This window comes from Pseudomonas sp. ASL7 (assembly GCF_056680375.1).
The window spans coordinates 2,161,524-2,187,120 of the sequence record NZ_CM155279.1 but is presented as its reverse complement, the minus strand read 5'-3'; the positions used below and the strand labels follow the sequence as shown (position 1 = coordinate 2,187,120).

Here is a 25,597-nt window from a genome sequence, read left to right as displayed (position 1 = left end):
GTGAGCCACGCGCGGTACCCCACTTGACGCATCAATGGTCACGCAGCAGATCGTGTGTAGGGACGGACTTCATTGCCGTGGTGTCTGTATGCGCCGGGCAGCAAACGCGAATAGCATGTACACGTTCACTGCAGTGGATGTTGTGCGTTAAGCAGTCATCGAGACTGAGGCCAAGACACGCTTCTAGATGCAGCGGCTGCATGGGCGGCTGCCTGCGCGGTGATTGTCGTGCGCGCGCGAGCCGCCCTTAGCCGAGTTGCTCGGCAAGCCCGACGATGATGCCCTCAGGCCCACGAATATAGGCAAGCCGGTACGATTTCTCGTATTAATCAGTCAAATTGAACCGCACTGATTTAGGCAGGAGTAGTGAGAGCCAATGCTTTTGAGTGGCAGTAAAATCAAAAAACTTTGCAGTCCTACTTTGCAACAGCGTTGAGTAGCACCCCATACGACTGGAGAAACTCCACCGTCCCGTGAAAAATCAGACCTACGCCCATCGCCGAAACGAAGAAGCCGACGATACGGGTCGCGGCGTCGATGCCTTGCGGGCCAATCTTTTTGAGAATGTTATTGGCGTAAGCCAGAGAGAGGTAAGTGATTAACATGGTGGCGCAGATCGCCAGTGCCACTACGGCGAAGGACAGTATGGCGCGGTCGGAGTCCTTGATGGTGCTGGTCAGGCCAATCACTGTGGCAATGGCGCCGGGGCCGAACATGATCGGCATGGCCATTGGTATGAAGGATACGTCCTCGTTGCCTTTGCCACCGCTTGGAATCAGGCTGCTGTTGGGTGAGGGAGCAAAAAGCTCGAAGCCGATCCGCATCAGGATCACTCCGCCGACCACCCGAATCATGCTCAGGGGAACGCCGAACAAGCGCAGCAGCAAGTTGCCGAAGATCAGAAAGAAAAACATCAACAGCAGTGCATATAGGCAGGCTTTGCGTGCCACCCGGCGCTGTTCGGCGGCGTCTTTGTCTTGCAGCAGACCCAAGAATACCGGAATGGCCTCAAGTGGATTGATGATTGCCAGCAGCGTGGTGAACATGCTTAGGAAAAGAGCGAGGTATGAGTCCATGGATGATCTGCCCAAAAGCGTTGCCTACCGAATTACCATAGCTGATCAGGAACAACTCACCTCAACTCATTGCCACAAACGTTCGGAGCGTCCGCTCTTGGCCGGTTTCTGCCTGTCACGAATGACTGGTTTTAGGCGACTCTTGCAGCACAGCTCATCAGCTGTCACTACCACACACTCATTCCCGACAACGTGTTACCTAACATCTCGCCATGGTGCGAATAAACACCTCAGGGCTCACCGGTCCAAGGATCGGCGGAGGCCTATTCCTTTCGCTTTTTTTATATTTTAACCAGTGTGTTGTGCGGCTTCCCGGCGTTCTTGAGGCAGGACAAAGACGGATGGAGGGCGACTGGTCGTAAAATTGCATACATGTATGTACAAGTCTGTATGTCCACCATGGACGGATCTGAAAGGGGGGAACTCCTGATGAAGTCGAAGGGCATTCATGATGCCGGCACCTCCTCGCCATAAAGATCCGAGAGCAAACTGTTATGAAAACCAAAGTATTTCCAGGATGGTACGTGGTGTTCGCGGCGCATCTGCTGCTGGCGCTTATCTTTGGCGGCGCCTACTCCTTCGGGGCGTTTTTTTCGCAGATCCAGTCCAACTTCGATGTAGGGCGTTTTTCTGTAGCATCGGTGTTTTCTCTGACGGCGTTCATCTACTACGCGGTCGGGGTCTTCTCCGGATCTCTGGCGGATCGCATCTCGACCCGGGTTGTGGTCTGCGCTGGCATCATCTTGCTGGCACTCGGATTTCTCCTCAGTAGCCTTGCCTCTGGCTCGTTGCAGTTGTTCCTGATGTGCTTCTGTTCCCTGGTCGGGTTGGGAGTCGGACTGGTGTATGTGCCGACGGTGGCAGCGGTCCAGCGCTGGTTCGTCAAGAACCGCAGCAAGGCTTCGGGCATTGCGCTGGCAGGAACCGGCGTCGGGACTTTTGTCGGACCGACAGCTGCGGGGCTGCTGATGCAGCATTTTTCCTGGGAATCGACAATGCAGATCTTCGCCGTGGCCATTCTTGTCGTTGGTCTGCTGGTGGCGTCGCTGGTCAGGAGCAATCCGCAGGAGCTGGGCCTTTTGCCGGATGGCCTCGTGCCCTCTTCTTCGAGCGCCAGGCGTCATGTGGAACCCAGCGGCATGCGCTTAGCCGAAGCCGCGAGGACGGGACGATTCTGGTGGTACTTCGGAGCAATTTTTTTGGGCTCGGTCGGGCTGTTTCTCGCGCTCGTGCACATCAACCCCTACGCTCGCCAGCTTGGCATTTCCGCCACCCAGGCCAATTTGTTGATCGGGCTTATCGGCGTCGGCAACGTAGCCGGCCGGTTGTTCCTGGGAAGTATCGGTGACCGGATGGGGGCTCGCCGCCTGCTGATCGTTTTGACCTTCGCGCTGGTGCTGCTCAATCTCCTGTGGCTGGGCGCCCATACATTCATCACGCTGGCGCTGTTCGCCATTTGTTTCGGCGTGGCCAATGGTGGCTGTATATCCCTCTATCCGTCGGTGGCTGCCAGTTGGTTCGGCACAGCGAACCTGGGGGCAATCCTGGGCGCGCTGTACATTTCGGTCGGGGTGGCCGCCCTGATCGGCGGGAGCGTCGCGGGGCTGTTGTTCGACCTTTATCAGAGTTACGCGGCGTCGATCATGCTTGGTGCGCTCTGTGCGCTGCTGTCAGTGGTATTCATCTTGATTGCCGGCCACCAGTGCGCAGGGTTCACCGTTAAAAACCTTCCTCGTCGGGACTGATATGGAAGGCATTGATTTGAAGCCCGACTGTTGGTCGTCATCCCACCCCAGGCAGCCATGAGGCATTAGCAGGAAGCGACCCATAGTCGTTATTCGAAAGGGGGGATTGGCGGACGTTGCTTTCAATCAACTTTCTTAGCCGGGGCCGTCGTATTGACCAAAGTGGAAGCGCCCAAGAAGTAAAACACTCCACCCGCAACAATGAAGAGGGCGAGCATGTAGAAGATGTAGTGAGGAGGCTGGGTCGCCAATACGACTCCGCAAAGAACCGGACCCAGTGCCGCACCGAGGTTGGACAGGTTTTGCGCTCCGTAATACATGCCTCGCAGGTGGTACGGAGCGATTTTGTCGATGAACATGTATTCAGCGGGGAATACGATAATCTCACCGACAGTGAAAATGGCCATGGAAATCACCCAGAGCACAACAGTGGTCGACAGGGCGAAACCCACCAAACCCATCATGAACATACTCAGTCCCGCCGCCAGCCACAGATTCAGATGTCGGTGGGAAATCTTTCTGCCAATGGAGTATTGCAAGCTGATCACCATCAGAGCATTGGTCGCCACAGCGGTACTGATGATCTGGTAGGTGGATTCAGGCGTTGTCGTGACCACCAGATACTGTGAGAGATACGCCGTAAACTGGCCAAAGACCACGGCGCTGAGCAGCCCGCCAAGGGTGAAACACACTAGCCGATAATCCTGGATCAGAAGTTTTCCCACGGCCAGAAACGGTGCGGGCTTCTGAGTCGCATCGACGGAGGTCAGGTCTCTGTCACCCCAAACGAAATAGATGAAAAAGAACCCTGCGCCAAGTCCGGCAGACAACAGGAATGGCAAGCTGATATCCAACTTGGCCATCCCGGCCCCAAGAAACGGGCCGATTGCATACCCGATATTGGTCAGCGTGTATTTGATCGAGAACACTTCGCTGCGATCAGTGACTGGAAGCAGGCGGCCAAATCCTGACTTGACCGCGATATCAATGACCGCATAAGCCAGGTTGATCAACACCAGGCAGATGTAGAACAGCCAAAGATCGCGAGCAAGAAACGTCCCGAGAAACCCCAGCGTGAACAAACCGCTGAAGCTCAGAATTAGCCGGTAACTGGACATCTTGTCGACCAGAAAGCCACCGTAAAAACTCAATAGCGATCCGATGATCAGTGTGCTGCCAATGACCACGCCGATATCAGCGACGCTCAAGCTGAAACTGCCGGATAGGTAGATGACCAGATAAGGCAGGGTGATTGCTCGCGCCAGGGTCAATATCAGGGACGCCGAAAGCAACAAGTTTACCGTCGTCGGATAGTTTTTTAGAGTGGTCAGCATCCTTGCCTCATCGTTGAGCTGGTTATTTTTATGGAATTCGCTAGTCGTACATCGTTGATTGATGCCTTGGAATCAAGCTTACTGGGGAATATTGTTCTGATTTATGATGTTTTTTATCAAGTTGATGGAACTGAATTCATGAATATGGGACGTCTATGTTTTCCTCCGAACGATTAAAAGGTATCGATGTGTTTGTCTGCGTCGCGGAATCCGGCAGCTTCAAGGCCGCCGCGGAGCGGATGAGCCTGACGGGCTCTGCAATCAGCAAAAGCGTCGCTCGGTTGGAGAGCAGGCTTGGGGTTCGGTTGTTCCAGCGTACGACTCGACGCGTATCGCTGACGGACGCGGGGATTGCGTTCTATCGCACGTGCACAGGCGTGCTTGCGGACCTCGAAGAGGCCGAACTGTCTCTACATGCCGAAAACGCCGAGCCACGTGGCAGGGTTCGCATTGACCTTCCAGGTGCCTTCGGTCGGTCGCAAGCGCTTCCAGTTATCTTGCGGTTTGTCCAGGATCACCCTCTACTGGTACCGCACATTTCCTTTTCCGACCGGTTCATCGACCCTATCCAGGAAGGTGTGGATATCGTTGTACGTATCGGTGGTTCGGACGTTTGGCCCGACGCATTGGGGAATCGCTACCTAGGCAGTGAATGGCATGTTTTCTGCGCATCGCCCGCGTATTTGGCCAAGCATGGCATGCCCCTGACTGATCGCGATCTGGAACATCACCAGTGCATCGCTTACGGCTGGGCGGACGGAAAGGTCAGCCCTTGGAATTTTGCAGGGAGCCTCCCGGGCGAAACGATAAGAAAGCTGGTACCGGCAAAGTTCGTTGTGGGAGACGGCGAAGGCTTGGTAGTTGCGGTATTGGCAGGGTACGGTATTGCGCAGTTACCTTCGTGGTTGATCAAACGGCAACTTGAGGAAGGGACATTGGTTGAAGTGCTTGCCCATTTGGCAACCGATGGGATGGCGATCAATCTGGTTTGGCTAAAAAGCCGTCAGGCGCTTCCCAAGGTCAGTGCTTTGTTAGAGGTACTTGCAGCCAGTTTGACGCCGACGGGAGGAAAATCAGGTAGTCCTGGGCGTTTGTGATGCTTGTGGGTGATCTACTCGGGATGTAACTCCCGGAGATACGTCGCCAATGCCCATTTCTGGCAGATTGCTGTCTCAGGCGAAGGGCCGCTAATGGCCCAGGCTGTGTAAAAACGCAGACGCCGTTTTGAAGTCTGCGTTGCTACGTAAAATCTGCCAGCGCTTGGTTAGTCAGCAGACTTGAAATTTGCGTAGGAACGCGACTTTCGTTTCGATTCTGACTGTTCAACCTTGCTCTAAAACGTTTTCACACAGCCTGGACCCAAAGCGGTCAACTCACTTAACACGTGTCCCATCGACAAAGAATGGAATTCGCTGAATCTCCACCTCGCTCATTACTCGCCCTATCGAAAAGACGGCACTATGGCTCACTTCGCGGGTCTTTGGCTTATGAGAGAACAGGAAAAATCTAATGGAGACGCCTGTGAGCATCAGAGGTAACCCCGAGGACTACCAGGATCTGAAACGGGCCGTTGGTTTGCTGGAGTCACCCTCCCTGACGGCGAGGCTGTCCGGCATGATCGGCTCACCCATCGAAAGCGCGGTGAAGGCATTGCCGGGTGTGGTTTCAAAGAGGATCAATGGTGCAGTGGCGGCGGCGCTGCATTCGTCCGCTGACGCGGCGCTGTGGAGCCTGGAGAACAGCCCGAAAAAGCCTGCCTCGACCCGGCTGCACAAGATCTATGCCGCGACCTCGGGTGCCATCGGCGGGGGCTTCGGTATTGCCGCGCTGTTTGTAGAACTGCCGATCTCCACCACCATCATGATGCGCTCGGTCGCCGACGTGGCGCGCAGCGAAGGTTTTGACATGGGTGACTTTGCCACCAAGCAGGCGTGTATCGAGGTGTTTGCCATCGGCGGTAGCAGCCAGGCCGACGACGCGACGGAGACGGGTTACTACATGACCCGCAGTTTCACCACTCAGGCTATGCAACAGCTGTCCAAAGAGCTGGCAGGGATAGCCGCCAAGCAGGGCTCCAAGGCCATCAGCAGCCTTTCCCCTGGGCAGGCCGGGAAATGGCTGGCGATACTGATCGATAAGGTCGCGACACGTTTTGGCTTTACAATTTCCAGCAAGTTCGCGGCGCAGGCCGTTCCCGTAATAGGGGCCTTCACTGGGGCGACGATCAATGTACTGTTTACCAATTTCTATCAGGACATGGCGCGAGGGCACTTCATCGTCAAAAGGCTTGAGGACAAATATGGCTTTGAGCAGATCAAGAATGAGTACACAGTCATCAAGGCCGCGCCTCGGGCGAGCTAGAAGCGGCGATTTGAGTCAACTATGCCCTTTCATCGTTCTTGAGAACAGAGGGGTGGCAACGTGTTAAATCGCCTCGCCGCATTCCAGTCAGCGGCGTTTGATGATTGCTCTTGGTCGACAATGGATTAGCGCCAAATGACTGCTTCTGGCCGTTCTCTGCCGACATGGTCACAAAGTGTGCCTGGCAAATCCGGTGCAATCGGTGGTCAGCACGAATGCAAATGACTGGTCAGGTCGAATGCAAACGGGTGGTCAAATGGAGTGCAATTTCGCAGCGTACGAAAAAAGCCCGCAAAGTGGGCTTTTTTTGTGTCGGCAATTTAACGTAAATGCCGTTCTATCTTCCTGCCGCTTGAGGCCGCAATCGACCCAATACTGGCATCAGGCGATGGATGCTCTTGGCCAATAGCCGTGATTACGCAACCAGCGTAATCTTTCGGCCTTCTCGCACAATTGAGGCAATCAACAGATAACGGAACAGCTTTGCGTTGTATTCATTCCGGCGCTTTCGGTGGCTTTGCAAAGCGCCGAAACGAACAAACGCTCCCCACTTACAGAGTCCGAGGCACTCAAAATCCGTGATCAAGCGACGTGTGTTGCAGTTCCATTCGACGTCGCCCTGGATATGGAGAACGAACGTGGTTTCCGGGACTTAGTTGCCGAGGACTGCTGGAATGAATGGCAGCGACTACGGCTCTCAATGAAGAAATGACCCCTCTGAATTGCACCAATGCTCAGTCATAAGATGCAGTCTTCACCTACCCATTGCTGCCGAATGAGAGGCAGCTATTGGCCCAGAGTGTGTAAAAACGCCTTCGCGAACCCTTGCTATGATTTCTGAGGATTTCATCGCAGGGATCGCCCATGAAGCGCTTTATCCAAGGTGAACATCGAGGCCAAGGCACCTTACTTCCGTCGAGCCTCGACGACTACGTCAGCGATACCAATCCGGTGCGGGTAGTCGACGTCTTCGTCGACGAACTCGACCTGGTCAATCTGGGTTTTGAAGGTGCCATTCCAGCTGATACTGGCCGGCCGGCTTACCACCCCGCGATCCTACTGAAGGTCTACATCTACGGCTATCTCACCCGCATCCAGTCGAGCCGACGTTTGGAGCGAGAAGCCCAGCGCAACGTCGAACTGATGTGGTTGACCGGGCGTTTGATGCCGGACTTCAAGACCATCGCCAACTTCCGAAAAGACAACAGCAAGGCCATCCGAGGCGTCTGTCGCCAGTTCGTTGTGCTATGTCAGCAATTGGGACTGTTCGGAGAACATCTGGTCGCCATTGATGGCAGTAAATTCAAAGCAGTCAACAACCGCGACCGCAATTTCACCAGCGCCAAACTGAAGCGGCGCATGGAAGAAATTGAATCGAGTATCAACCGTTACCTGGCGGCACTCGATGCTGCCGATCGGCAAGAACCCACAGCTTCCGAGCCCAGTGCCGGGCGGCTGGAAGAGAAAATCGCCAAGCTCAAAACTCAAATGAAGGAGCTTCAAGCGATCGAAATCCAGCTCAATGAATCGCCGGATAAACAGGTCTCACTGACCGATCAAGACGCCCGTTCCATGATGACGCGCGGCACAGGAATCGTCGGCTACAACGTGCAAACAGCGGTCGATACTCACCATTTGATCGTTGCACATGAGGTGACCAACGTCGGCTCCGACCGCGATCAACTCAGTTCAATGGCCAAGCAGGCCCGCGAGGCGATAGCGTCAGAAACGTTGTCGGTGGTGGCGGACAGAGGTTATTTCAAAAGCGAACAAATCCTGGCTTGTCACGATGCCGGCATCACCGCCTATGTGCCCAAACCGATGACCTCTGGAGCCAAGGCTGACGGGCGCTTCAATAACGATGTCTTCGTCTATGACGCGGCAAAAAACGAATACATTTGCCCGGCTTGAGAGGCGCTGATCTGGCACTACTCCTACGTTGAAAAAGGCCTGAAGTTGCACCGTTACTGGAGTTCGAAATGCCAGGGCTGCGCGTTGAAATTGCAGTGCACACCGAGCACGGAACGACGAGTTCGACGCTGGGAGCATGAAGACGTATTGGAGGAGATGCAGCTTCGGCTGAGCAAAGCACCAGAGATGATGCGAGTCCGAAAACGGACTGTTGAGCATCCCTTCGGGACGCTCAAACAATGGATGGGTGCAACGCACTTCCTGACGCGAAAGCTGGCCGGGGTAAGCGCGGAGATGAGCTTGAATGTGCTCGCCTAGAACTTGAAACGGGTCATGAAAATCATTGGTACCCATCACTTGATGAAGGCGCTAACGGCCTAAAAACCGGCCTGTTTTTACGTGTCCCGATGATCTGGCGCGTTGCTGGGGCGGTTTAGCTCATCAGGAAGGGACATCGTGCCTTGATCAGGCTATGAAGCCGGACAGCCGCTCAGCCTTGAAGATCGAAACGGGATCTAGCGTTTTTACACACTCTGGGCCGTTTTCTGCCTGTCGCGGCGGGGCAGGTCTCGCCCCATCGCCGCCCGTGATGACCGGCAGAAATTGGCCATGGCCATTAATTGCCTGTCAAAAATGGCTGCCCCCTCAGCAGTCGGTAAATACCTCGAACAAATGTTCCCGAAGGGGGCTGACCCAGATCCCTGTAGGTGGTCAACAGGCGCATGGCTATCGGCTAAAACGCTCGGCCAGGCTGTGCAAATACTCGGCCATTACTTCAAGATCCTGGCTGATCGCGGCGCCTTGTTTAGCCTGTCCGGCACTGTGATCACACAACTGAGCAATGCGCGTGATTTGTTGATTGATATCTTCAGTCACGTGACTTTGCTCTTCTGATGCCGACGCCATCTGCTGGCTCATACCGGTGATCCGGCTGACCGCTTGACTGATGCCGACCAAGGCCGTCTGCACCGCCTCGACACGCTGCATGCTTTCGTGGGAAATCTGCTCACCCCTGCTGGCTGTTGATACTGCGCGATCGGCACCTGTATTCAGTGAAGCTATGATGCCGTGGATCTGCTCGGTGGAGGTGCGGGTGCGTTGTGCCAGGGAGCGCACCTCGTCGGCCACCACGGCAAAACCTCGGCCTTGCTCGCCCGCCCGGGCCGCCTCGATCGCCGCATTGAGCGCCAGCAGGTTGGTCTGTTCGGCAATTGAAGTGATGACATCCACAACACTGCCAATCGATTGCGTCTCGCTCGCCAATGCGTTGACTGCCTGGCCGATTTCGTTGACGGCCTCATTCATGGCTTCCATGGCGCGCAGACTTTGCTGGGCCAGCTCACTGCCTTCTTTCGTCAACTGGTCGGCTTCGGACGCGGCGTGCGCAGTATTGATTACATTCTGAGTGACTTCTTGAATCGTTGCCGCCATCTGCGAGATGGCGGCGGCGGACTGATCCGTCTCACTGCGCTGGCGATCAAGGGACTGTGCTTGCGAACCGGAGAGTTCGGATGACTGTGCCGCCTTGGCTTTCACATTGATCCCGGCATCGACAAGCCGGCTCAAGGCTGTCTGCAAGCGAGCTTCCTCACTGAGCATGGCCATATCCAGTTGACCCTGGGCACCGTAGTTGTCGCTATAGGTGAGCGCTACCAACGGATCGGAAAATGCTTTCGGATGCTCGGCCAGGGTGCGCTCAATGGTTCTGCGCTGGCGAGACTCGATCAGGTACCAGGCAACGATAAGGCTTGCCGCCAGAACCGCCTGGGCCGCAGTTTTTGGCAGCCACTGATCACCCAGTAGTGAAATCCCGCCTGCTATCAGCAATGGCCAACCGCGTTGCAGTGGCCGGAAAATCCGCGCGCTCAGCGCAACTTTCGGCTTGCCGGCGCGCATCCTTGCATAGAGCGCTGTTGCCCGACGGACCTGATCTCGGGTGGGCACCGAGCGAACCGACTCGTAACCACTCATGCGTCCGTTTTCATAGATGGCCGTGACGTAGGCACTGACCCAATAGAAATCACCATTTTTCGAGCGATTTTTCACAATACCCATCCAGGGTTTGCCTTGCTTGATGGTGTGCCACATATGGAGGAATACCCCAGGTGGCATATCGGGGTGTCGGACCAGGTTATGAGTCTGACCGATCAATTCGTCGTAAGTGAAACCGCTGATGGCAATAAACGCGTCATTGCAGTAAGTGATTCGACTATCAAGATCGGTTGTGGATATCAATCGTTGTTCGGCAGGAAATACTCTTTCATGTTCGGTTACGGGCAAATTCACACGCATGTAATGCGATCTCTATTCGGATTATTATTATGATTTTGAACATGTAAATCAGAGCTGCGGCTGAACGGCAGCACCGGAAAAATCCCTTTTGCTACAGCATTCCCTTGTCCTTTTGGAACAGCTTGTCGACATGTCCGGTAGTGGCGTGGCTCACACCCAATCATCTCGGCATCGATACGGCTACTGGCGTGTTTTACGCGTACTTTGTTGTGGTCGACCATTCATCCGACGACAAACGTTTGTCATTTCATGACAGGCCCATTATGCGAAGCGTTGACTTGATGGAGTTTTTGCGTCGGTGTTGACCGACGGATTCAGGCTAGGCACTGGCATCGTCTTCATGCTCGTCGGCGAAGTCCATGAGCACCTCCAGGTCGAGCACATCCAGTTTGATCCGGGCGATAAAGGCAGAGAAGGCCAGGTTGGCGGCGAGCAGACGCAGGTCGCAGGCCCAGGCCGGGAGACGGACCGGTGCCTGGAGCCAGCCGGACTCGAAGAGCGGCGCCAGGCGTACGGTATCCCCCAGGCTGAGGCGCCCGGCGAACAGGTAGCCCACCAGTTCCGGTCGGTTGTCGCGGATCGCAATGCGCAGCAAGGTATGGACGCCGAGCAACCCGGTCAGGTAAGCGGCATCTTTGGTGAACGCCGAACCGCCACGCAGGTCGGCGCCACGGAAAACCCGTTGGGTCGAGCGGAAGGATTCCTCTTGGGTCTGACCGGCTGCGAGAAAACCTTCAAATACCTGGATGAAATCGGCGCCATCCAGCGCCTGCTGGACCGCGAGCACGCGCAGCGCGAGGCGACGCAGGCGGTTGATGTCCATGCTGCCGGTGAACAGCTCGGCCAGGGTGGCGATGCCCTCCTGAGTCTGGGTCGTGCGTGGTGCCCCCAGACCCAGGCTTTTCAGGTTGGGTTGCAGCGCACCGTTTTGTGCCGTGGCGACATGCACGAAAGCCTCATGTTGCAACAGCTGGTTTTTGTCCAGTTCCGAGAACAGGGCGCTGGCCCGCAGGCGTATGCGGCTCGCCCCGGCGATGGCCTTGGCGGCCAGGGTCGGGTCAAGCATTACCGTGATTCGGCCCGGTCCGAAGAAGCGGTCCAGTTCCGGCTGCATCCACGCGGCGAAGGCTTCGGCCGGAATCTCGGCCGGGCTCGGTGGAATCCGGGCTCCACCCAGAAGGGCGTCGGTGGTCTTCAGGAAAAATTGGGCGGCGTCGAGCATGCTCAGTTTCTGGTTCGAGTAGTAGAAGTCCGGGCGCCGATACAGCGCTGACGAATACTGGGTAAAGGCGGGCGTACCCATGGCGCCGAGCATGCGCCCGGCCGTGGCATAGCTGCGGGCTGTCATGGCGAGGTGGTGCCCGGCCGGGTGGCCCTCATCGCAGCGGGTGATAAAGGCTTCCAGGGCAGCAATGTCGGCGCTGTGCTCACGCGGGCGTAGATCGACGCTGGGCAGTTCGGCATGCCCTGCGCGCCACTTCGCCAGGAAGGCTTCCTCGACCCCGTCCGGCCAGGCCAAGGCATCCAGCACGCGGATCTTGCGGGCCAGCCCGGGCAGTGCGGCATCGAGCTCGGACAGAGGAGCGCTGCTCACAGAAATCTCCTTGGGCGGCGAGGTTCAATCGTAAAAGCTTAGCCGCTGTCGATGCATCGCGTTGTGAAGGGGGCAAATCGGAATCAGGAGCGAAAACGACTTTTAAAACTACACTCAAGTGGGTTTAAACCGTCCCATGAAAAAAGATCGGAGCTTCGGTCAGTGAACCTGCCGGAAAAGGGCATCACGCTAACGCTGCCGTGGCGAGGATGACCGCATGCAAAAGACAGGAGAACCAAAGCGGGCGCGGGTGCTTGATCCGGTCGAGCGAGTTACGGAAGTGATCTTTGGCCTGCTGATGGCAATGACCTTCACAGGAACCATCAGTGTGGCGACGTCTGGCCAGGAGGCGGAGCGCACGATGATGATCGCCGCGCTGGGCTGCAACCTCGCCTGGGGACTGGCCGATGCAGTGATGTATTTACTGCGTACGCTGATCGAGCACACGCGTAACCGCACGCTCCGCTCAAACTTGTGCGGCGCAACCGACGCCGCCACCGGGCAGGCTCTTATTGCTGATGCGTTACCACCGCGTCTCGCGGCAGTGGTCGGCACCGATGAGCTGGAATCGCTACGCCGCCGCGTGATCGAGTACGCATCGACGCCGATGCCGCCGCGCCTCGGCTGGGATGATTTCAAGGGTGCCATCGGCGTTTTCCTGTTAGTGGTGTTATCGACATTCCCGCTTGTGGTGCCGTTTTTATTTCTTGATCAGACGGCACTGGCGGTACGCCTCTCTAACCTGATCGGCCTGGTGGTGCTGTTCTCCGCCGGTTGGGTGCTTGCGAAATATGCAGGCGGCAAGCCTTGGTTAGGCGCCACAGCGTTGGCCGTTACCGGTGCTGTTTTAATCACCGCGATCATCGCGCTCGGCGGATAAGCAGGCAGCCATCTACGCTGTTTAGCTATTGGCAATTCATCTTGGTGAGGTCTTGGTCATGGCAAAGGACAACAAGAAAGCCGCTAAGCGTAATCCTGCTGAAAGCCTGAAACTGAAGAACAAGGATTACCTTGAACAGCTGCGCCGCCTGCACGTTGAACTGGTCAAATTGCAGGAGTGGGTAAAAGCCAAGGGCATCAAGGTCTGCGTTGTCTTCGAGGGGCGCGATGGTGCGGGCAAGGGCGGGACGATCAAAGCACTTACCGAACGCGTGAGCCCGCGAGTCTTTCGGGTGGTGGCGCTACCTGCGCCGACCGATCGAGAGAAAAGCCAGATGTATGTCCAGCGTTACCTGCCGCACCTGCCAGCGGCTGGCGAAGTGGTGATCTTCGATCGCAGTTGGTACAACCGTGCGGGCGTCGAGCGGGTGATGGGGTTTTGCACTAAAGAGCAGGTGGCCGGTTTCCTCAAGTCTGTCCCCGCTGTTGAGCGTGCAATCGTCGACTCGGGCGTTATCCTGCTCAAATATTGGCTGGAAGTCAGTCCGCAAGAGCAGACCCGCCGGCTTGAGGCGCGCATCAAGGATGGACGCAAAATCTGGAAACTCACCCCCATGGATCTCAAGTCATACAGCCGCTGGTATGACTATTCACGGGCGCGTGACGACATGTTCAAGGCGACCGATACCGACCATGCGCCATGGCTGGTGGCCAATTCGAACGACAAGCGGCGAGCGCGCCTTAACATCCTCTCCGATTTGCTCAGCCGCATCCCGTATCAGGACGTAACGCGTGAGAAGGTGGTTTTGCCTAAGCGGCAGAAGCCAGGCGGCTATCGCGAACTGGATCATCCGCTGCGGCGCGTTCCCGAAAAATTCTGAGGGGGCGTTTAAACCAATCTGTGCTTTTTCACCAAAGGGCCACAGTCCAATGAGCCATTCGGATTCTTCGCCTCCCGTCCCGGAGTCGGGCCGGATCGAACGTCGGGGCGCCGGCGATAAGACCGGCTGGAGCCGCTGGCTCCCTGGACTTCGAACGCTGCGCGAATACCAAGTGGCCTGGCTACGTCACGACATCATGGCCGGTTTGGTGCTAACCACGATGCTGGTACCCGTCGGCATCGCCTATGCCGTGGCCTCGGGTGTACCCGGAATCTATGGCCTCTACGCGACCATCGTTCCGCTACTGGCTTATGCAGTGTTCGGACCAAGCCGGATTCTGGTGCTGGGGCCGGATTCCTCCCTGGCCGCCGTTATCCTGGCCGTCGTCCTGCCACTGTCGGGTGGCGACCCCCATCGCGCCGTCGCCCTTGCGAGCATGATGGCGATCGTGTCGGGAGCCGTGTGCATCCTGGCGGGCATCGCGCGCTTGGGCTTCATTACGGAGCTTCTGTCCAAACCGATTCGCTACGGGTACATGAACGGGATTGCAGTGACGGTATTGATCAGTCAATTGCCCAAGATCTTCGGTTTTTCGATCGAGTCCCATGGCCCGCTGAGAAACCTCTGGGCCATCGCCACTGCGGTGATGGAGGGAAAAACCAACTGGATCACGTTTATGGTGGGCGTAGCCACCCTGGTCGTCATCCTTCTACTCAAAGGCAATAAGCGTATCCCAAGCATCCTGATCGCCGTGGCAGGAGCGACCGTCGCCGTGGGTGTATTGGACCTTGCCGCGCGCGCGGGTGTGTCGGTCCTTGGTGCGCTTCCGCAAGGTTTGCCGGCGTTCGCCATTCCCTGGATCGACCAAGCCGATATTGTCCCTGTTGTCATTGGCGGGTGCGCCGTCGCCCTTGTTTCGTTTGCCGACACCAGCGTGCTCTCACGTGTGTATGCGGCGCGGACCCGTACCTATGTCGATCCGAATCAGGAGATGGTGGGGCTTGGTTTTGCCAACCTGGCCGCTGGATTTTTCCAGGGCTTTGCAATCAGTAGCAGTTCTTCACGTACCCCCGTGGCCGAAACCGCAGGCGCCAAAACACAGTTGACCGGCGTTGTCGGCGCGTTGGCAGTTGCTGTACTGCTAATGGTGGCGCCAAACCTGTTGCAGAGTTTGCCCAACAGTGCCCTGGCAGCGGTCGTGATTGCGTCGGCCATCGGCTTGATTGAAGTGGCCGACCTGCGACGGATTTATCGCATCCAGCGCTGGGAGTTCTGGTTGTCGATTGTCTGCACCATTGGCGTAGCCGTGTTGGGTGCGATCGAGGGTATCGGCCTGGCTATCGTGATCGCCGTCATCGAATTTCTGTGGGATGGCTGGCGGCCGTATTCTGCGGTGCTGGGGCAAGCCGAGGGTGTCAAGGGCTACCACGACATCCGGCGTTATCCGGACGCGAGCCTGATACCCGGACTGGTCCTTTTTCGCTGGGATGCGCCGTTGTTTTTCGCCAACGCCGAACTGTTCAACGAACGAGTGCTGGACGCCGTGGCGGCATCGCCTACGCCCGTGCGCTGGCTGGTCGTTGCGGCGGAGCCCGTCACCAGTGTGGACGTGACTTCCGCCGACATGTTGGCCGAGCTGGACGAAACCCTGCACGCGGCGGGAATCAAGTTGTGCGTGGCCGAAATGAAGGACCCGGTCAAGGACAAGCTCAAGCGATTCGGGCTATTTGCGCGGCTTGGCGTAACGGCGTTCTTTCCAACCATAGATGATGCTGTCGGCAACTATCTTGTGGTTTATCCAGCGCAGAGGGCGGGGCAGCAGGACGAAGAGCGCTGAGCGGGATTGGAAACACTCAGCGACCCACCAGCAAGGTGATTCCACTCGTTCCTGTCCCTCCTGTTACGCCACTCGTTCAATCGTATCGGAACTGCCCTTCTTTACGCCTCCATTCCAGCGCACGACAACAAATCGGACTACTTTATTCCAGACATAACCAACCCCAATCCCGCCGACTATGGCAATGGCTGTCGCGAGCACCGGCTGGTCATAGATATGGCGGGTCAGGGACTGAAACTGAAAATGCGTTAAATAGATAAACAGCGTTGACGACGCTATTAATGCAAGTCCCCGTGCGATGATGCCGGGTACTGGAATAGACTTGAGCCAAATCACTGCAAGAACGGCAGGCAGGGCGATATCAATATATTCATTGATTTCGGATAGCTGTAATCCTTGCCCGACGATTGTCCAAATATCTTGCCCGACTATCAAGATCACAGCAATCGCACTGGCGATCCATTTCTGGACGCTTGAATTGGCATAGTGAATGGCCATTCCGAGTACCATGATCGCAAGGTAGTGCTGGGGGACTCTGTTATAGAGGGGTGTCGCATCAAACAGAAATACGCTAATCATGACGTCTGCCGCCGCCAATGCACATGACGCCACGACAAGATTACGAAACGGGTTTGAAATTATCAGGGTTCTCACGCGCTTGAATGACAGGGCGAATCCAATGATTATTATCATTTGCAAGAGCACTTCAATGTACCAATAAGCAAAGACGCCTATGACATCCATCGGGAACCAATTGGAAATAAGTAACAGTGTTTGCCAATGAACTTTATCGAAAATAATTTGATTCAAGAGGGTGTACAGTATTGTGGGTGTCGCGATAATGGCAATGGATTTAAAGAGCATGCGTGCATCGCCGCGTTCATGTATCGCTTTGAATTGAAACCTTGCCAGGCTGATGCCGGACACTAAAAACAACGCTGTCGTCTCGCCTGAAAATGGCCATTTTGAAAAAACCTGAAAATGCCCGGCGACAATAAGAAGTATAGACATCGCGCGTAAAAAAACGGGTACTTCCATTGCCCGAATTGATAATTTTGACGGTTTGGTTTTGTTGGTCAGTTCACCAATTTGTCGTATGGGGATCATTTCCCATCGATCAGGCAAATGGCCAATAAGCTCTTCAAGAACCATTGAAGCCTGGACAAACGAGAGTGAATCGCCACCCAGCTCCACGAACGATAAACTTGCATCGACGTGCGTGACTTCGAGTATTTCAGACCAGGCACCTGCCAGTTTCAGCGCGAGCGGCGATAGATCCTGGTTCGAATTTACGGACGCGGCCTCTGTGTTGCCGGTAATCGAAGGAAAGGCGCGCTTGTCAATTTTTCCATTGGGGGTCAGTGGAATCGCATCCAGAAAAACGAACAGCGCTGGAACCATATAGTCCGGGAGTTGCCGGGTGACATACTCACGCAATTCAGTCGATGAAACAGGCGTTGTTGAAACGCAATAGGCCACCAGTCTTACACTTGAACTGTCATTGTTCGCCAGAACAACGCACTGCTTGATCCGGGCATGCCGTGACAGGGCACTTTCTATTTCACTGAGTTCGATACGATGACCGCGAATCTTGACCTGACTATCACCCCGCCCTAGAAAACTGACACTGCCATCTGAAAGATAAGTGCCAAGGTCACCGGTCTTGTAACAAATGTCGTCCTCGATATTCGTGAACGGATTGACCACAAATTTTTCCCGGGTTTGCGCGGTATCACCCCAGTAACCCTGGGATAAATAGGGGCTGCGTATAAAGATTTCTCCGATCTCTTCTTCGCAGACCAACTGATTAGCATCATTGACGACCAGCAATTGGGCGCCTTCAATCCCTTTGCCAAGCGGAATTCTGGCATTGCCGGATTCAGGGTCGATTTGATGATACGCCATGGCCTGCGGTGTTTCCGTCGTACCGTAAAAGTTCACACTGACGGCATTGGGTGCAATCACGCGTATTTGTTCATATAGCGTAGGGCTTAATGCGTCTCCCCCCCAAAACAGATACCTCAAATCAATAAATTTTAATTGATTGATTTTCGCCCCGGTTTCAATAAGTTTTCCCAAGGGCGGGGTAAGGTGAATGATGGATATTTTGTATTTATGTATCCACGCCGCCAAAGCCGAATGATCGATGACGGTCGACTGCGCAGGAACGATAACTTTCGCGCCAATGGAGAGCGGGGTAAATACGTCCCTGTACACGGGGTCGTGACCAAGCCCGGACAGCAAGGAAAAACAATCGTCTTTGGAGAGTGAATGGCGCTGGGTGTGCCACTCAATAAAGTGAACCAAAGGCGCATGATTTGTCACAATCCCCTTCGGTTCGCCGGTGCTGCCGGATGTAAATGTTACATAGGCCGGATTACAAGGATTGATCTCTGGCAACGTCTGATGATCAGCGGCGAACTCATGCAGTGATGCGGTGGGACTTTCGGGAATTCTAACGACCTGCGGATACGAACTCCCTGGCTGTGGCTCAAACTGCTCGGGATTGAGGTCGACGGTAGCCTCACCGCACAGCAGGATAAAGGAAGGCTGAAGCACTTGAATGATTTGACGTACGCGTGCAGGAGGATACGCCATGTCGGCAACAGTGAACGTCAATCCGGCACGCGAGGCACCGAGCATTGCATACACCAAACCCGCACAGCGACTTGAAACGATAACAACCCGGTCTGATTCGGTCGCGCCATTTTTAATCAAGAAACCAGCAATGTTCTGGCTTATCTCTTCAAGTTGACGATAGCTGCAAGTCGCGTCTTCAGAGATGACAGCCACTGCATCAGGCGAGTGTTTCGCCTGTTGCAGGAAATCCATGAAAATCGGACGTTCGGAACAGTATTCCAGCGTAAGTGTCGGGTTGGGGCGGGCGTCCTGCATGTTATTTGTATACTCCGCATGATCTATACGAGGTTAGCGTAGTGACCCGAAAATCCTGATTCAGATCATACGGAATTTCTAGATGGCGAGGCACAAAAATGCAGCGTTGTTTCGCGGTACCTTTCTAGCGATGGACAGGGAGGGTTGAGCGGCCTGTCAAGGGTTCAGGGTCGCCAGGCGACTGTCAGGAGTCGCCGCGTTTGTGTCCTGATCCAATGGTTGTGTAACGCTGTGTAGGATCGCCAGGTAATATACAGGCCGATACAAAGCACTCCTCGATTCCTTCCGGGCCGCGAGCGGGTTTGCTGCCGGCGGTTTACCGGCACAAGCGTCAGTCTGTAAACAGCCACTGATTGGGAACAGAACGTGAAGAATGTCGCCGTACTTACTCTCGCTTTGCTCATTGCAGGATTACTCAGCCCACCTGCATTCGCGGCCGGTGATGCTGAAGCAGGTCAGAAGCTATTCGGCCGAACCTGTGGCGGCTGCCATCAGGTAGGGGAGTCCGCGCGGGGAGGCTTTGGGCCGCAACTCAACGGCATTGTCGGGCGCCTGGCCGGCAGTACGACGGACTATCAGTACTCCGACGCGATGAAATCATCAGGCGTCGTCTGGACCCGTGAAAAACTGGCCGCGTACATCGAAAACCCTAAAAGTGTGGTGTCTGGCACCCGGATGATATTTTGGGGGATCAGCGATCCGGAGAAGATCGAAAACCTGCTGGCTTACCTGCAGACATTCCAGCCGCAGTAATCAAGACGCCGCACACAAGTCGTTGCTACGTCATCGGGTCTTACTGGCCGCCAGGTAAGCGCCAAGGCGTTGTCCCATTTGCTCGCCCAAGGCGTGCAAGCCACTCAAGGGACGGACCATCACCTCAAACTCAATGATTTTTCCTTGTTCATTGAACCGGATCATGTCGATACCCTTTAACTCTTTTCCGTCGACGGTAGCGCTGAACTCCAGGACCACGTTCAGCCCTTCTGCCGTCGCGAGTTCGCGGTGATAGACAAAGCCTTCAAACACCTCGAATACCGTGTTGAGGATCATCGAAACCACTGGCGCTCCCGGGTAAGGCGTGTAAGCCATCGGGGAGCGGAATATGGCGTTAGCGTCCAACAAATCGGACAAGGCCCGCAAGTCGCGCGTGCGGATCATGGTGTGCCATTGGCTCAAGGATTCGGCGGCGTTGGGGTGCAGTTTCAGTTCAGACATTTCAACTCCAGTATTTTTATTGTTCTGTAAACGTCGAGAGGTGTGAGGGCTGCATGAAACGGAATTTATTCGGTCATCGATCAACGACGCACAGTTCCCCGGTGGCGCGAATCAGGGCCTGACCGTGCAATTGATCCTTGATCAGGCCCGCTCGCGCGGTACCCAGCCAGCTAGGGCAGTCCGGGTCCTTGCGATAGGGCGCGAAAGCGGCGTATTGCTGCAACAGAAGGTTTTGCAGTTCATCCAGCCGTGGCCTGATTTCATTGGCAAGGTCCGGCCGTGGCGTGTTGGGCGCCTTGTCAGCCGCTTGCCATTGAGCGATCAGTCCGTACTGCACCAATTTGTTGGCTTCGATCTGTGCGGCGGTCAATTCGGCCACCTCATCGGGGTCCAGTTTGCGCTCAATCGCCATCTCCCTGACGTGGGCGATGATTCGCGCTTCCCGAGCGCTGTCTTGAACGGGTTTACTACTGTCCCACTTGGACAGCGCCACCAAGTCAGCAATGATCAGGCGCTCATTCATCGTCACCAGCAGCGGCTGCAAACTATCGGGCGCAGGGGAGGGTGTGCTGGCTTGTGCAACACAAACGAATAAACCGAACAACGCGCAGGTCAGCCGCAGTGGGAAGCGTGGGGAACGGGGCATCTGTACACTCTCTTCTGAAGGTTCTCGGCGATGGCAACTCAAGTCGAACCGCGTCATCGATACAACTCGCTATAGAGGGGCGTTCGCAAGCCTGCGCCCACCTGCCCCGATCAGTAGGCGCTCAACCTGCGCCAGTTCCCAGGTGCTGAGCAAACTGACCGGATCGGTGCCGAAACGTTGCCAGCTGTCGCACTCGCCTTCGCGGCCGTCCGGGCTCTGACACTGTTGACAGTGGCGCAGGTGATTGCCATCAAAATCGAGGGTCAGGCGCCAGCCCTCGACATCGACCTGTACCTGGCCGGGTTCGGCGTATTCCTCAAGACGCTGTAGCGAGCGAATGCCCAAGGCGGCGTCTCGCAGTTGCTGGTAAACCTCGCGGGCGGTCAGGGGGTGCACAGAAATCTCCGGTGGGGGCATGACATGCGTAGAGTTGGGGCACAGCATAGACGACAGGATGAAATCTCAGCGAGCTTCTATGGCTAGCGGGAAATGTCAGAAGTTTCAGAGACTGGCGTAGGCTCGGTCCCAAACGTTTTCGGGGCCCTCAGATAGCGCTGGATGACGTTCCTATCCCTGTTAATACTTCGTTTCTCGGCGGAGTTAATGGGCAGGAGCATCAGGTGACGGCACTCCATGGATGGACACCATCCGTTCTCTACAACAGCCTGTCGTTGCGTCTTATATGCCGACAACTGGCTCGCGCACTGGCAATCAGCACGTTGGCGCTTGCCGCTGGCGGTTGTGTTTTTGCGCCCACCGAAAGCTTTACCTTGCAGGCTGAGGTGCCGGCCGATTTCAGGGTCAAGGCTGATGCCTTTTATGTGCCGGCCACCGGCGAAACCTGTGTGGCGCCGCCCCGTGAAAGCGGAAAAGTGGCACCGAATCGCAAGTTCTTCACCAGTGAATACCAGGGCGTTGCGCGCACGGCCGAGTTTCAGGTGCCGCTGACCACGCGTGCGGGGGGCTGTCCGTTGGTGTTGAGTAGTTTGAAATTGAATCTGCGAGCGAGATGGGGGCCAGACCGTTCTGATACCGATGGCGACTTTGCCAGCCTGTCCTTTTACGACGAACTTGCAGATGACCGTCCAGGTTTTCCAGCCTCTGGCATTCAGGAGTTTCAAGGGCGATGCCAGTGGTTGTTTCGCACCATGGGTCCGTATCGCTACATCGTGAAAATCCTGCACTGCCGGGCCGTCGACGCGGACGGACAGATGGTGAAACGCATGGCGGGCGGGGTGTTGCAGCGCGATCAATTGCCGGGCAGGACGGTGAGGATGGTGTTCAGAATGGCAACGGAAGAGGAGCCTTACATGGGGGATAACTGGATTCGCTTTCCGCAAGGCTGGAAACGCTGCATGGGCAAGAGTCTTGAAGACCAGTATGCCTTTTGTCGCGGTAACACCACAGATTTCAAATCTTTCAAAATGCCCGACGGCAGGACTTGCACCGTTTACCCCAACTGTACTGAATAAGGGAGCAACAACATGACAGTCAAGGAGCAAGACGATAGCTGTTTCAGCGGAAAAATGTTGGTCTGTCCACTGCGGGGGCATTGGACGAGTTTTCGATTGGTTGACGAGCAGGGGGGATGGAAAACCCTACGGCGGTTTGCCTTACACCCTTCGAGACAGTCTTGGTCAGACATGAACACTCTGCACATTTTTCAGCGAGTGCAAGGCTGGAGCTGTCAGACGTTTCAATGGCGATTGTAAGTCCGATCCGAAACGTTTTCGGGCCCCTCAGATAGCGCTGGATGACGACCCTATCCCTGTTAATACTTCGTTTCTCGACAGAGTTAATGGGCAGGAGCATCAGGTGATGGCACTCCATGGATGGACACCATCCGTTCTCAACAACAGCCGGTCGTTGCGTCTCATACGCCGACAACTGGCTCGCGCACTGGCAATCAGCATCTTGGTGCTTGCTGCTGGCGGTTGTGTTTTTGCGCCCGCGGAGCGTTTTACGTTGCAGGCCGAAGTGCCGGCCGATTTCAGGGTCAAGGCTGATGCCTTTTATGTGCCGGCCACCGGCGAAACCTGTGTGGCGCCGCCCCGTGAAAGCGGAAAAGTGGCACCGAATCGCAAGTTCTTCACCAGTGAATACCAGAGCGTCCCGCGCACAGCCGAGTTTCAGATCCCGCTGACGACGCGTGCGGGTGGCTGTCTGTTGGTGTTGAGTAGTTTGAAGCTGAATCTCGATGCGAAGTGGGGCACGCGTTGGTCTGACATCGGTGGCGACTTTGCCAGCCTTTCCTTTCGCGACGTACTTGGGACAGATCTTCCAGCCTTTCCGGGCGCCGGTGCTCAGACGTTTCAGGGGCAATGCCAGTGGTTGTTTCGCACAGTGGGACCCAAACGCAATATCCGGAAAATCCTGCACTGCCGGGCCGTCGACACGGATGGACAAATGGTGAAACGCATGGCGGGCGGGGTGTTGCAGCGAGATCAGTTGCCGGGCAGGACGGTGAGGATGGTGTTCAGGATGGCAAAGGAAGAGGAGCCTTACATGGGGGATAACTGGATTCGCTTTCCGCAAGGCTGGAAACGCTGCATGGGCAAGAGTCTTGAAGACCAGTATGCCTTCTGCCGCGGTAACACCACAGATTTCAAACCTTTCAAAATGCCCGATGGTCGCGAGTGCACCGTCTACCCCAATTGCACTGAATAAGGGAGCAACAACATGACAGTCAAGGAGCAAGACGATAGCTGTTTCAGCAGCAAAATGCTGGTATGCCCACTACGGGGGCATTGGACGAGTTTTCGATTAGTTGATGAGTTCGGTGACGGAAAACCCTATGGCGGTTTGCCTTACACCGTTGTGGACAGTGTCGGGCAGGAGTACACCGGAAGACTGAACGGCGAGGGTTTTGCCAAGTTGGAGAATCACTATCGCGGCCCCGTTGTACTCACGCTGAATACCACTTATCGAGGTATCGATGACTTTTACGGCGCCTTATTGAAAAGGAAACACTACCCCCTCCCGATCACCGAACTCCAGTTCCGCGCCGAACAAACGCGTTTCTTCCACGAAGACGGATTTCGTCGTGAACACAACCCTGTCATCAAAGACGCCGACATCTTCGTCCAGGTCGAGGTGCGGGACCTGGTCCGCCAGGGCGCGCATCTGCCGCCGGTGGCCCAACGCTTTTATGAACCGCAACGGTCACTGGTGCGCGCCATGAGTGAACTGGGGTTCGGCCCCGAGGTACCGTTCGGCGTGGCCTTGAGCCCTAACCAGCACAACGTGCTGGAAGTGCGGCCGATGCGCGCCTTGCGGCCTATGCTGTCCACCGATGACCAGTTCTGTGCCCTGAACCTCTATCAATTGGCGTTGATGGCGACCTTGAGTTACACCGATTTCGCCCAGGATCCACGTACAAAACCGCTGGATAAAGTGCGCTTTCCAGAAGAGCCGAGCATTGGCAATCTATTTGGCGAAGCGCTGGCCAGTTACCGGGAAAACTGGCAAGTCGATAAAAATCAGCCCCTTCGGTTTTTCCCGTTGTACGAAGACGTGCCGTATTCAAAACGCCTGGAGATCCTGCCGTTCGACCCGACCCTGTATGAGCAGAACCACCCGGACAAAGGTAAAGACCAGGAGCACCCGGCCAACCAGCATTTTTTCGATGACAAGGAGGATGGCGGCGATACCCAGGCGTTCATTTGTCATCACGACGAAGTTATTTTGATTTCAGTGCGGGGCACGGCGAGCCTGAAAGATGCGGTTCGGGATGTGCACGCGCTGCAGGTTCCGTTCGAGGAGGGCGTGGGGCAGGTTCATAAGGGTTTTTACACCGCGTTTCAGGCGATGAAAAACTTCGTTCTGCGTTATCTGGATAAATTCCACACTGGGCAAAAAATCATCATTTGCGGCCACAGCCTCGGCGGTGCCATTGCCTTGTTGCTGGCCGAAGCACTGCGCCGATTTCCAGATGAGGATTACAACATCCTCCTCTACACCTACGGCGCCCCACGCGCCGGCGACTCGACTTTCGTTGAAGGCGCCGCCGACCTCGTTCATCACCGCATGGTCAACAACAACGACCCGGTGCCCGGTGTACCGGCCCCCTGGATGAATGCTAACTGGAAAGTCTGGGTGCCGGGCCTGACGATGACGGTCGTCAGCGGGTACGGCTTGTTGGTGTTCGGCGCGGGTCTGGTGCGTGTCGGCGGTGATCCCTATCACCATCATGGGCAACAACAGCACTTCATGCCCGTGCATTTCGATGCGAAGGAGCCGTCGGCCGTGTTGTGGGACCCAACCTGCGAGTCCATCCAAAATTCCGCGTGCACCGCGATGCTGGAGAAGACCCGGCGTAGCGATATGCCGGTGCGCGACGGCCTGCTGGCCCAACTGATCAACTACAAAGACCACATGATGGTTGCCAGTTACATTCCTTTCGCCTGGGCGACCTTGCGCCGCTGGCAGCAAACCCAGGAAACCGGTGCAACCGTGGTCACAGGACGTGAGTACCTGGTGATCGACGATGCCCTGGCAGTGCTCAAGGACAAACTTTACGAGTATGCCCGCCAGATGCGTCATGACGAGGGCCCGCGAGGCGCGACGGCAGATGAAAGTGCCGCTAGAAATGCTTTGTTCAGAGAGCGGGATCGGCTGACGACAACCCGCCAGCGCTTGGAAGCCTTGCGCTATCGCCGGCTAACGCTGGCGGATGTCTACGGCAGCGCGGCGCAGTCGCCGGAGTTCACCGGTAGCGTGGAGCGTTGGGCAAAACACACTAAAAATAAGCATATGGTGCAGTACGCGAAGATTCCCCAGCCACTGGAAAACGAACGTTTGCTGGTGGGCAAGCCGTTCGACATTGATTCGATTATCTGAGTACCGCTAGCGTTTAATTTAAAGGACTAAAAAAGATGCATGGCTCATTCTCTGAGCCGCGCTTTTGTATTGAAATAACCCCGTCCCTTGAT

Annotated in this window: 18 protein-coding genes and 3 pseudogenes; 12 read left to right on the top strand and 9 right to left on the bottom strand. The window is 55.8% G+C overall.

What is annotated here, in order from left to right:
* Positions 1-416: 416 nt before the first annotated feature.
* On the bottom strand, positions 417-1,076 hold the full coding sequence (locus AC1MDT_RS09955; RefSeq protein ID WP_480421851.1) for a MarC family protein: 660 nt from the start codon (positions 1,074-1,076) through the stop codon (positions 417-419).
* A gap of 494 nt (positions 1,077-1,570) precedes the next feature.
* Between AC1MDT_RS09955 and AC1MDT_RS09950 the strand changes: the two genes are divergently transcribed.
* On the top strand, positions 1,571-2,821 hold the full coding sequence (locus AC1MDT_RS09950; protein WP_480421850.1) for an MFS transporter: 1,251 nt from the start codon (positions 1,571-1,573) through the stop codon (positions 2,819-2,821).
* A 122-nt stretch (positions 2,822-2,943) separates the two neighbouring features.
* On the opposite strand, the gene AC1MDT_RS09945 is transcribed toward AC1MDT_RS09950, so the two are convergent.
* On the bottom strand, positions 2,944-4,155 hold the full coding sequence (locus AC1MDT_RS09945) for an MFS transporter (RefSeq protein WP_480421849.1): 1,212 nt from the start codon (positions 4,153-4,155) through the stop codon (positions 2,944-2,946).
* 155 nt (positions 4,156-4,310) lie between these two features.
* On the opposite strand from AC1MDT_RS09945, the gene AC1MDT_RS09940 reads away from it, so the two are divergent.
* From AC1MDT_RS09940 to AC1MDT_RS09925, 4 genes and pseudogenes are all read left to right on the top strand, one after another.
* Positions 4,311-5,252, top strand: coding sequence for a LysR family transcriptional regulator (locus tag AC1MDT_RS09940; RefSeq protein ID WP_480421848.1), 942 nt, complete (start codon positions 4,311-4,313; stop codon positions 5,250-5,252).
* Positions 5,253-5,664: 412 nt separating this feature from the next.
* A complete protein-coding gene (locus tag AC1MDT_RS09935; protein WP_480421847.1) occupies positions 5,665-6,516 on the top strand; it encodes an EcsC family protein in 852 nt (283 codons plus the stop codon).
* A 469-nt stretch (positions 6,517-6,985) separates the two neighbouring features.
* Positions 6,986-7,228 (top strand): hypothetical protein, encoded by a 243-nt coding sequence (locus AC1MDT_RS09930; protein WP_480422746.1) that lies wholly within the window; start codon positions 6,986-6,988, stop codon positions 7,226-7,228.
* A gap of 152 nt (positions 7,229-7,380) precedes the next feature.
* Positions 7,381-8,808: pseudogene (locus AC1MDT_RS09925) on the top strand (IS1182 family transposase).
* 345 nt (positions 8,809-9,153) lie between these two features.
* Here AC1MDT_RS09925 and AC1MDT_RS09920 read toward each other — a convergent pair.
* From AC1MDT_RS09920 to AC1MDT_RS09910, 3 genes and pseudogenes are all read right to left on the bottom strand, one after another.
* Positions 9,154-10,137 (bottom strand): annotated as a pseudogene (locus AC1MDT_RS09920) (methyl-accepting chemotaxis protein); the annotation flags it as partial.
* A 276-nt stretch (positions 10,138-10,413) separates the two neighbouring features.
* A pseudogene (locus tag AC1MDT_RS09915) lies at positions 10,414-10,719 on the bottom strand (PAS domain-containing protein); the annotation flags it as partial.
* A gap of 319 nt (positions 10,720-11,038) precedes the next feature.
* Positions 11,039-12,313 carry a peptidase MATCAP family protein gene (locus tag AC1MDT_RS09910; protein WP_480421846.1) on the bottom strand — a complete coding sequence of 425 codons (1,275 nt, stop codon included), beginning with the start codon at positions 12,311-12,313 and terminating at the stop codon, positions 11,039-11,041.
* A 217-nt stretch (positions 12,314-12,530) separates the two neighbouring features.
* On the opposite strand from AC1MDT_RS09910, the gene AC1MDT_RS09905 reads away from it, so the two are divergent.
* The 3 genes from AC1MDT_RS09905 to AC1MDT_RS09895 are packed head-to-tail and all read left to right on the top strand — an operon-like array spanning position 12,531 to position 15,910.
* Positions 12,531-13,193, top strand: a complete 663-nt coding sequence (locus AC1MDT_RS09905; RefSeq protein ID WP_480421845.1) for a hypothetical protein — start codon at positions 12,531-12,533, stop codon at positions 13,191-13,193.
* Positions 13,194-13,251: 58 nt separating this feature from the next.
* The gene (gene ppk2 / locus AC1MDT_RS09900) at positions 13,252-14,073 is read left to right on the top strand and encodes a polyphosphate kinase 2 (protein WP_480421844.1); all 822 of its coding nucleotides are present in this window, start codon (positions 13,252-13,254) and stop codon (positions 14,071-14,073) included.
* A 49-nt stretch (positions 14,074-14,122) separates the two neighbouring features.
* Positions 14,123-15,910, top strand: a complete 1,788-nt coding sequence (locus tag AC1MDT_RS09895; protein WP_480421843.1) for a SulP family inorganic anion transporter — start codon at positions 14,123-14,125, stop codon at positions 15,908-15,910.
* A 63-nt stretch (positions 15,911-15,973) separates the two neighbouring features.
* Here AC1MDT_RS09895 and AC1MDT_RS09890 read toward each other — a convergent pair whose 3' ends face one another.
* The gene (locus AC1MDT_RS09890; RefSeq protein WP_480421842.1) at positions 15,974-18,805 is read right to left on the bottom strand and encodes an amino acid adenylation domain-containing protein; all 2,832 of its coding nucleotides are present in this window, start codon (positions 18,803-18,805) and stop codon (positions 15,974-15,976) included.
* A 366-nt stretch (positions 18,806-19,171) separates the two neighbouring features.
* On the opposite strand from AC1MDT_RS09890, the gene AC1MDT_RS09885 reads away from it, so the two are divergent.
* Complete coding sequence (locus AC1MDT_RS09885; RefSeq protein WP_480421841.1) at positions 19,172-19,558, top strand: c-type cytochrome; 387 nt, start codon at positions 19,172-19,174, stop codon at positions 19,556-19,558.
* Positions 19,559-19,588: 30 nt separating this feature from the next.
* Here the strand turns inward: AC1MDT_RS09885 and AC1MDT_RS09880 are convergent, their stop codons facing one another.
* The 3 genes from AC1MDT_RS09880 to AC1MDT_RS09870 all read right to left on the bottom strand — a co-directional run bounded on the left by AC1MDT_RS09880 (position 19,589) and on the right by AC1MDT_RS09870 (position 21,062).
* Positions 19,589-20,020, bottom strand: coding sequence for a nuclear transport factor 2 family protein (locus AC1MDT_RS09880; protein WP_480421840.1), 432 nt, complete (start codon positions 20,018-20,020; stop codon positions 19,589-19,591).
* A 73-nt stretch (positions 20,021-20,093) separates the two neighbouring features.
* A complete protein-coding gene (locus AC1MDT_RS09875) occupies positions 20,094-20,666 on the bottom strand; it encodes a chorismate mutase (RefSeq protein WP_480421839.1) in 573 nt (190 codons plus the stop codon).
* A gap of 69 nt (positions 20,667-20,735) precedes the next feature.
* Entirely contained in the window at positions 20,736-21,062 is a 327-nt protein-coding gene (locus AC1MDT_RS09870; protein ID WP_480421838.1) for a DUF7693 family protein, read from the bottom strand.
* A gap of 224 nt (positions 21,063-21,286) precedes the next feature.
* Here AC1MDT_RS09870 and AC1MDT_RS09865 point away from each other — a divergent pair, with 224 nt between their 5' ends.
* The 3 genes from AC1MDT_RS09865 to AC1MDT_RS09855 all read left to right on the top strand — a co-directional run bounded on the left by AC1MDT_RS09865 (position 21,287) and on the right by AC1MDT_RS09855 (position 25,505).
* Positions 21,287-22,138, top strand: a complete 852-nt coding sequence (locus tag AC1MDT_RS09865; RefSeq protein ID WP_480421837.1) for a hypothetical protein — start codon at positions 21,287-21,289, stop codon at positions 22,136-22,138.
* 346 nt (positions 22,139-22,484) lie between these two features.
* On the top strand, positions 22,485-23,333 hold the full coding sequence (locus AC1MDT_RS09860) for a hypothetical protein (RefSeq protein WP_480421836.1): 849 nt from the start codon (positions 22,485-22,487) through the stop codon (positions 23,331-23,333).
* A 12-nt stretch (positions 23,334-23,345) separates the two neighbouring features.
* Positions 23,346-25,505: a lipase family protein gene (locus AC1MDT_RS09855; RefSeq protein ID WP_480421835.1), complete on the top strand. Its 2,160-nt coding sequence runs from the start codon at positions 23,346-23,348 to the stop codon at positions 25,503-25,505.
* Positions 25,506-25,597 lie beyond the last annotated feature (92 nt).

What these genes read in the sequence shown, in the direction of transcription:
- AC1MDT_RS09950 (WP_480421850.1), top strand. Translation starts at nt 1,571, where the DNA reads ATGAAAACCAAAGTATTTCCAGGATGGTACGTGGTGTTCGCGGCGCAT.
- AC1MDT_RS09935 (WP_480421847.1), top strand. Translation starts at nt 5,665, where the DNA reads ATGGAGACGCCTGTGAGCATCAGAGGTAACCCCGAGGACTACCAGGAT.
- AC1MDT_RS09880 (WP_480421840.1), bottom strand. Translation starts at nt 20,020, where the DNA reads ATGTCTGAACTGAAACTGCACCCCAACGCCGCCGAATCCTTGAGCCAA.
- AC1MDT_RS09890 (WP_480421842.1), bottom strand. Translation starts at nt 18,805, where the DNA reads ATGCAGGACGCCCGCCCCAACCCGACACTTACGCTGGAATACTGTTCC.
- AC1MDT_RS09855 (WP_480421835.1), top strand. Translation starts at nt 23,346, where the DNA reads ATGACAGTCAAGGAGCAAGACGATAGCTGTTTCAGCAGCAAAATGCTG.
- AC1MDT_RS09895 (WP_480421843.1), top strand. Translation starts at nt 14,123, where the DNA reads ATGAGCCATTCGGATTCTTCGCCTCCCGTCCCGGAGTCGGGCCGGATC.
- AC1MDT_RS09860 (WP_480421836.1), top strand. Translation starts at nt 22,485, where the DNA reads ATGGCACTCCATGGATGGACACCATCCGTTCTCAACAACAGCCGGTCG.
- AC1MDT_RS09875 (WP_480421839.1), bottom strand. Translation starts at nt 20,666, where the DNA reads ATGCCCCGTTCCCCACGCTTCCCACTGCGGCTGACCTGCGCGTTGTTC.
- AC1MDT_RS09955 (WP_480421851.1), bottom strand. Translation starts at nt 1,076, where the DNA reads ATGGACTCATACCTCGCTCTTTTCCTAAGCATGTTCACCACGCTGCTG.
- AC1MDT_RS09945 (WP_480421849.1), bottom strand. Translation starts at nt 4,155, where the DNA reads ATGCTGACCACTCTAAAAAACTATCCGACGACGGTAAACTTGTTGCTT.
- AC1MDT_RS09940 (WP_480421848.1), top strand. Translation starts at nt 4,311, where the DNA reads ATGTTTTCCTCCGAACGATTAAAAGGTATCGATGTGTTTGTCTGCGTC.
- AC1MDT_RS09905 (WP_480421845.1), top strand. Translation starts at nt 12,531, where the DNA reads ATGCAAAAGACAGGAGAACCAAAGCGGGCGCGGGTGCTTGATCCGGTC.
- ppk2 (WP_480421844.1), top strand. Translation starts at nt 13,252, where the DNA reads ATGGCAAAGGACAACAAGAAAGCCGCTAAGCGTAATCCTGCTGAAAGC.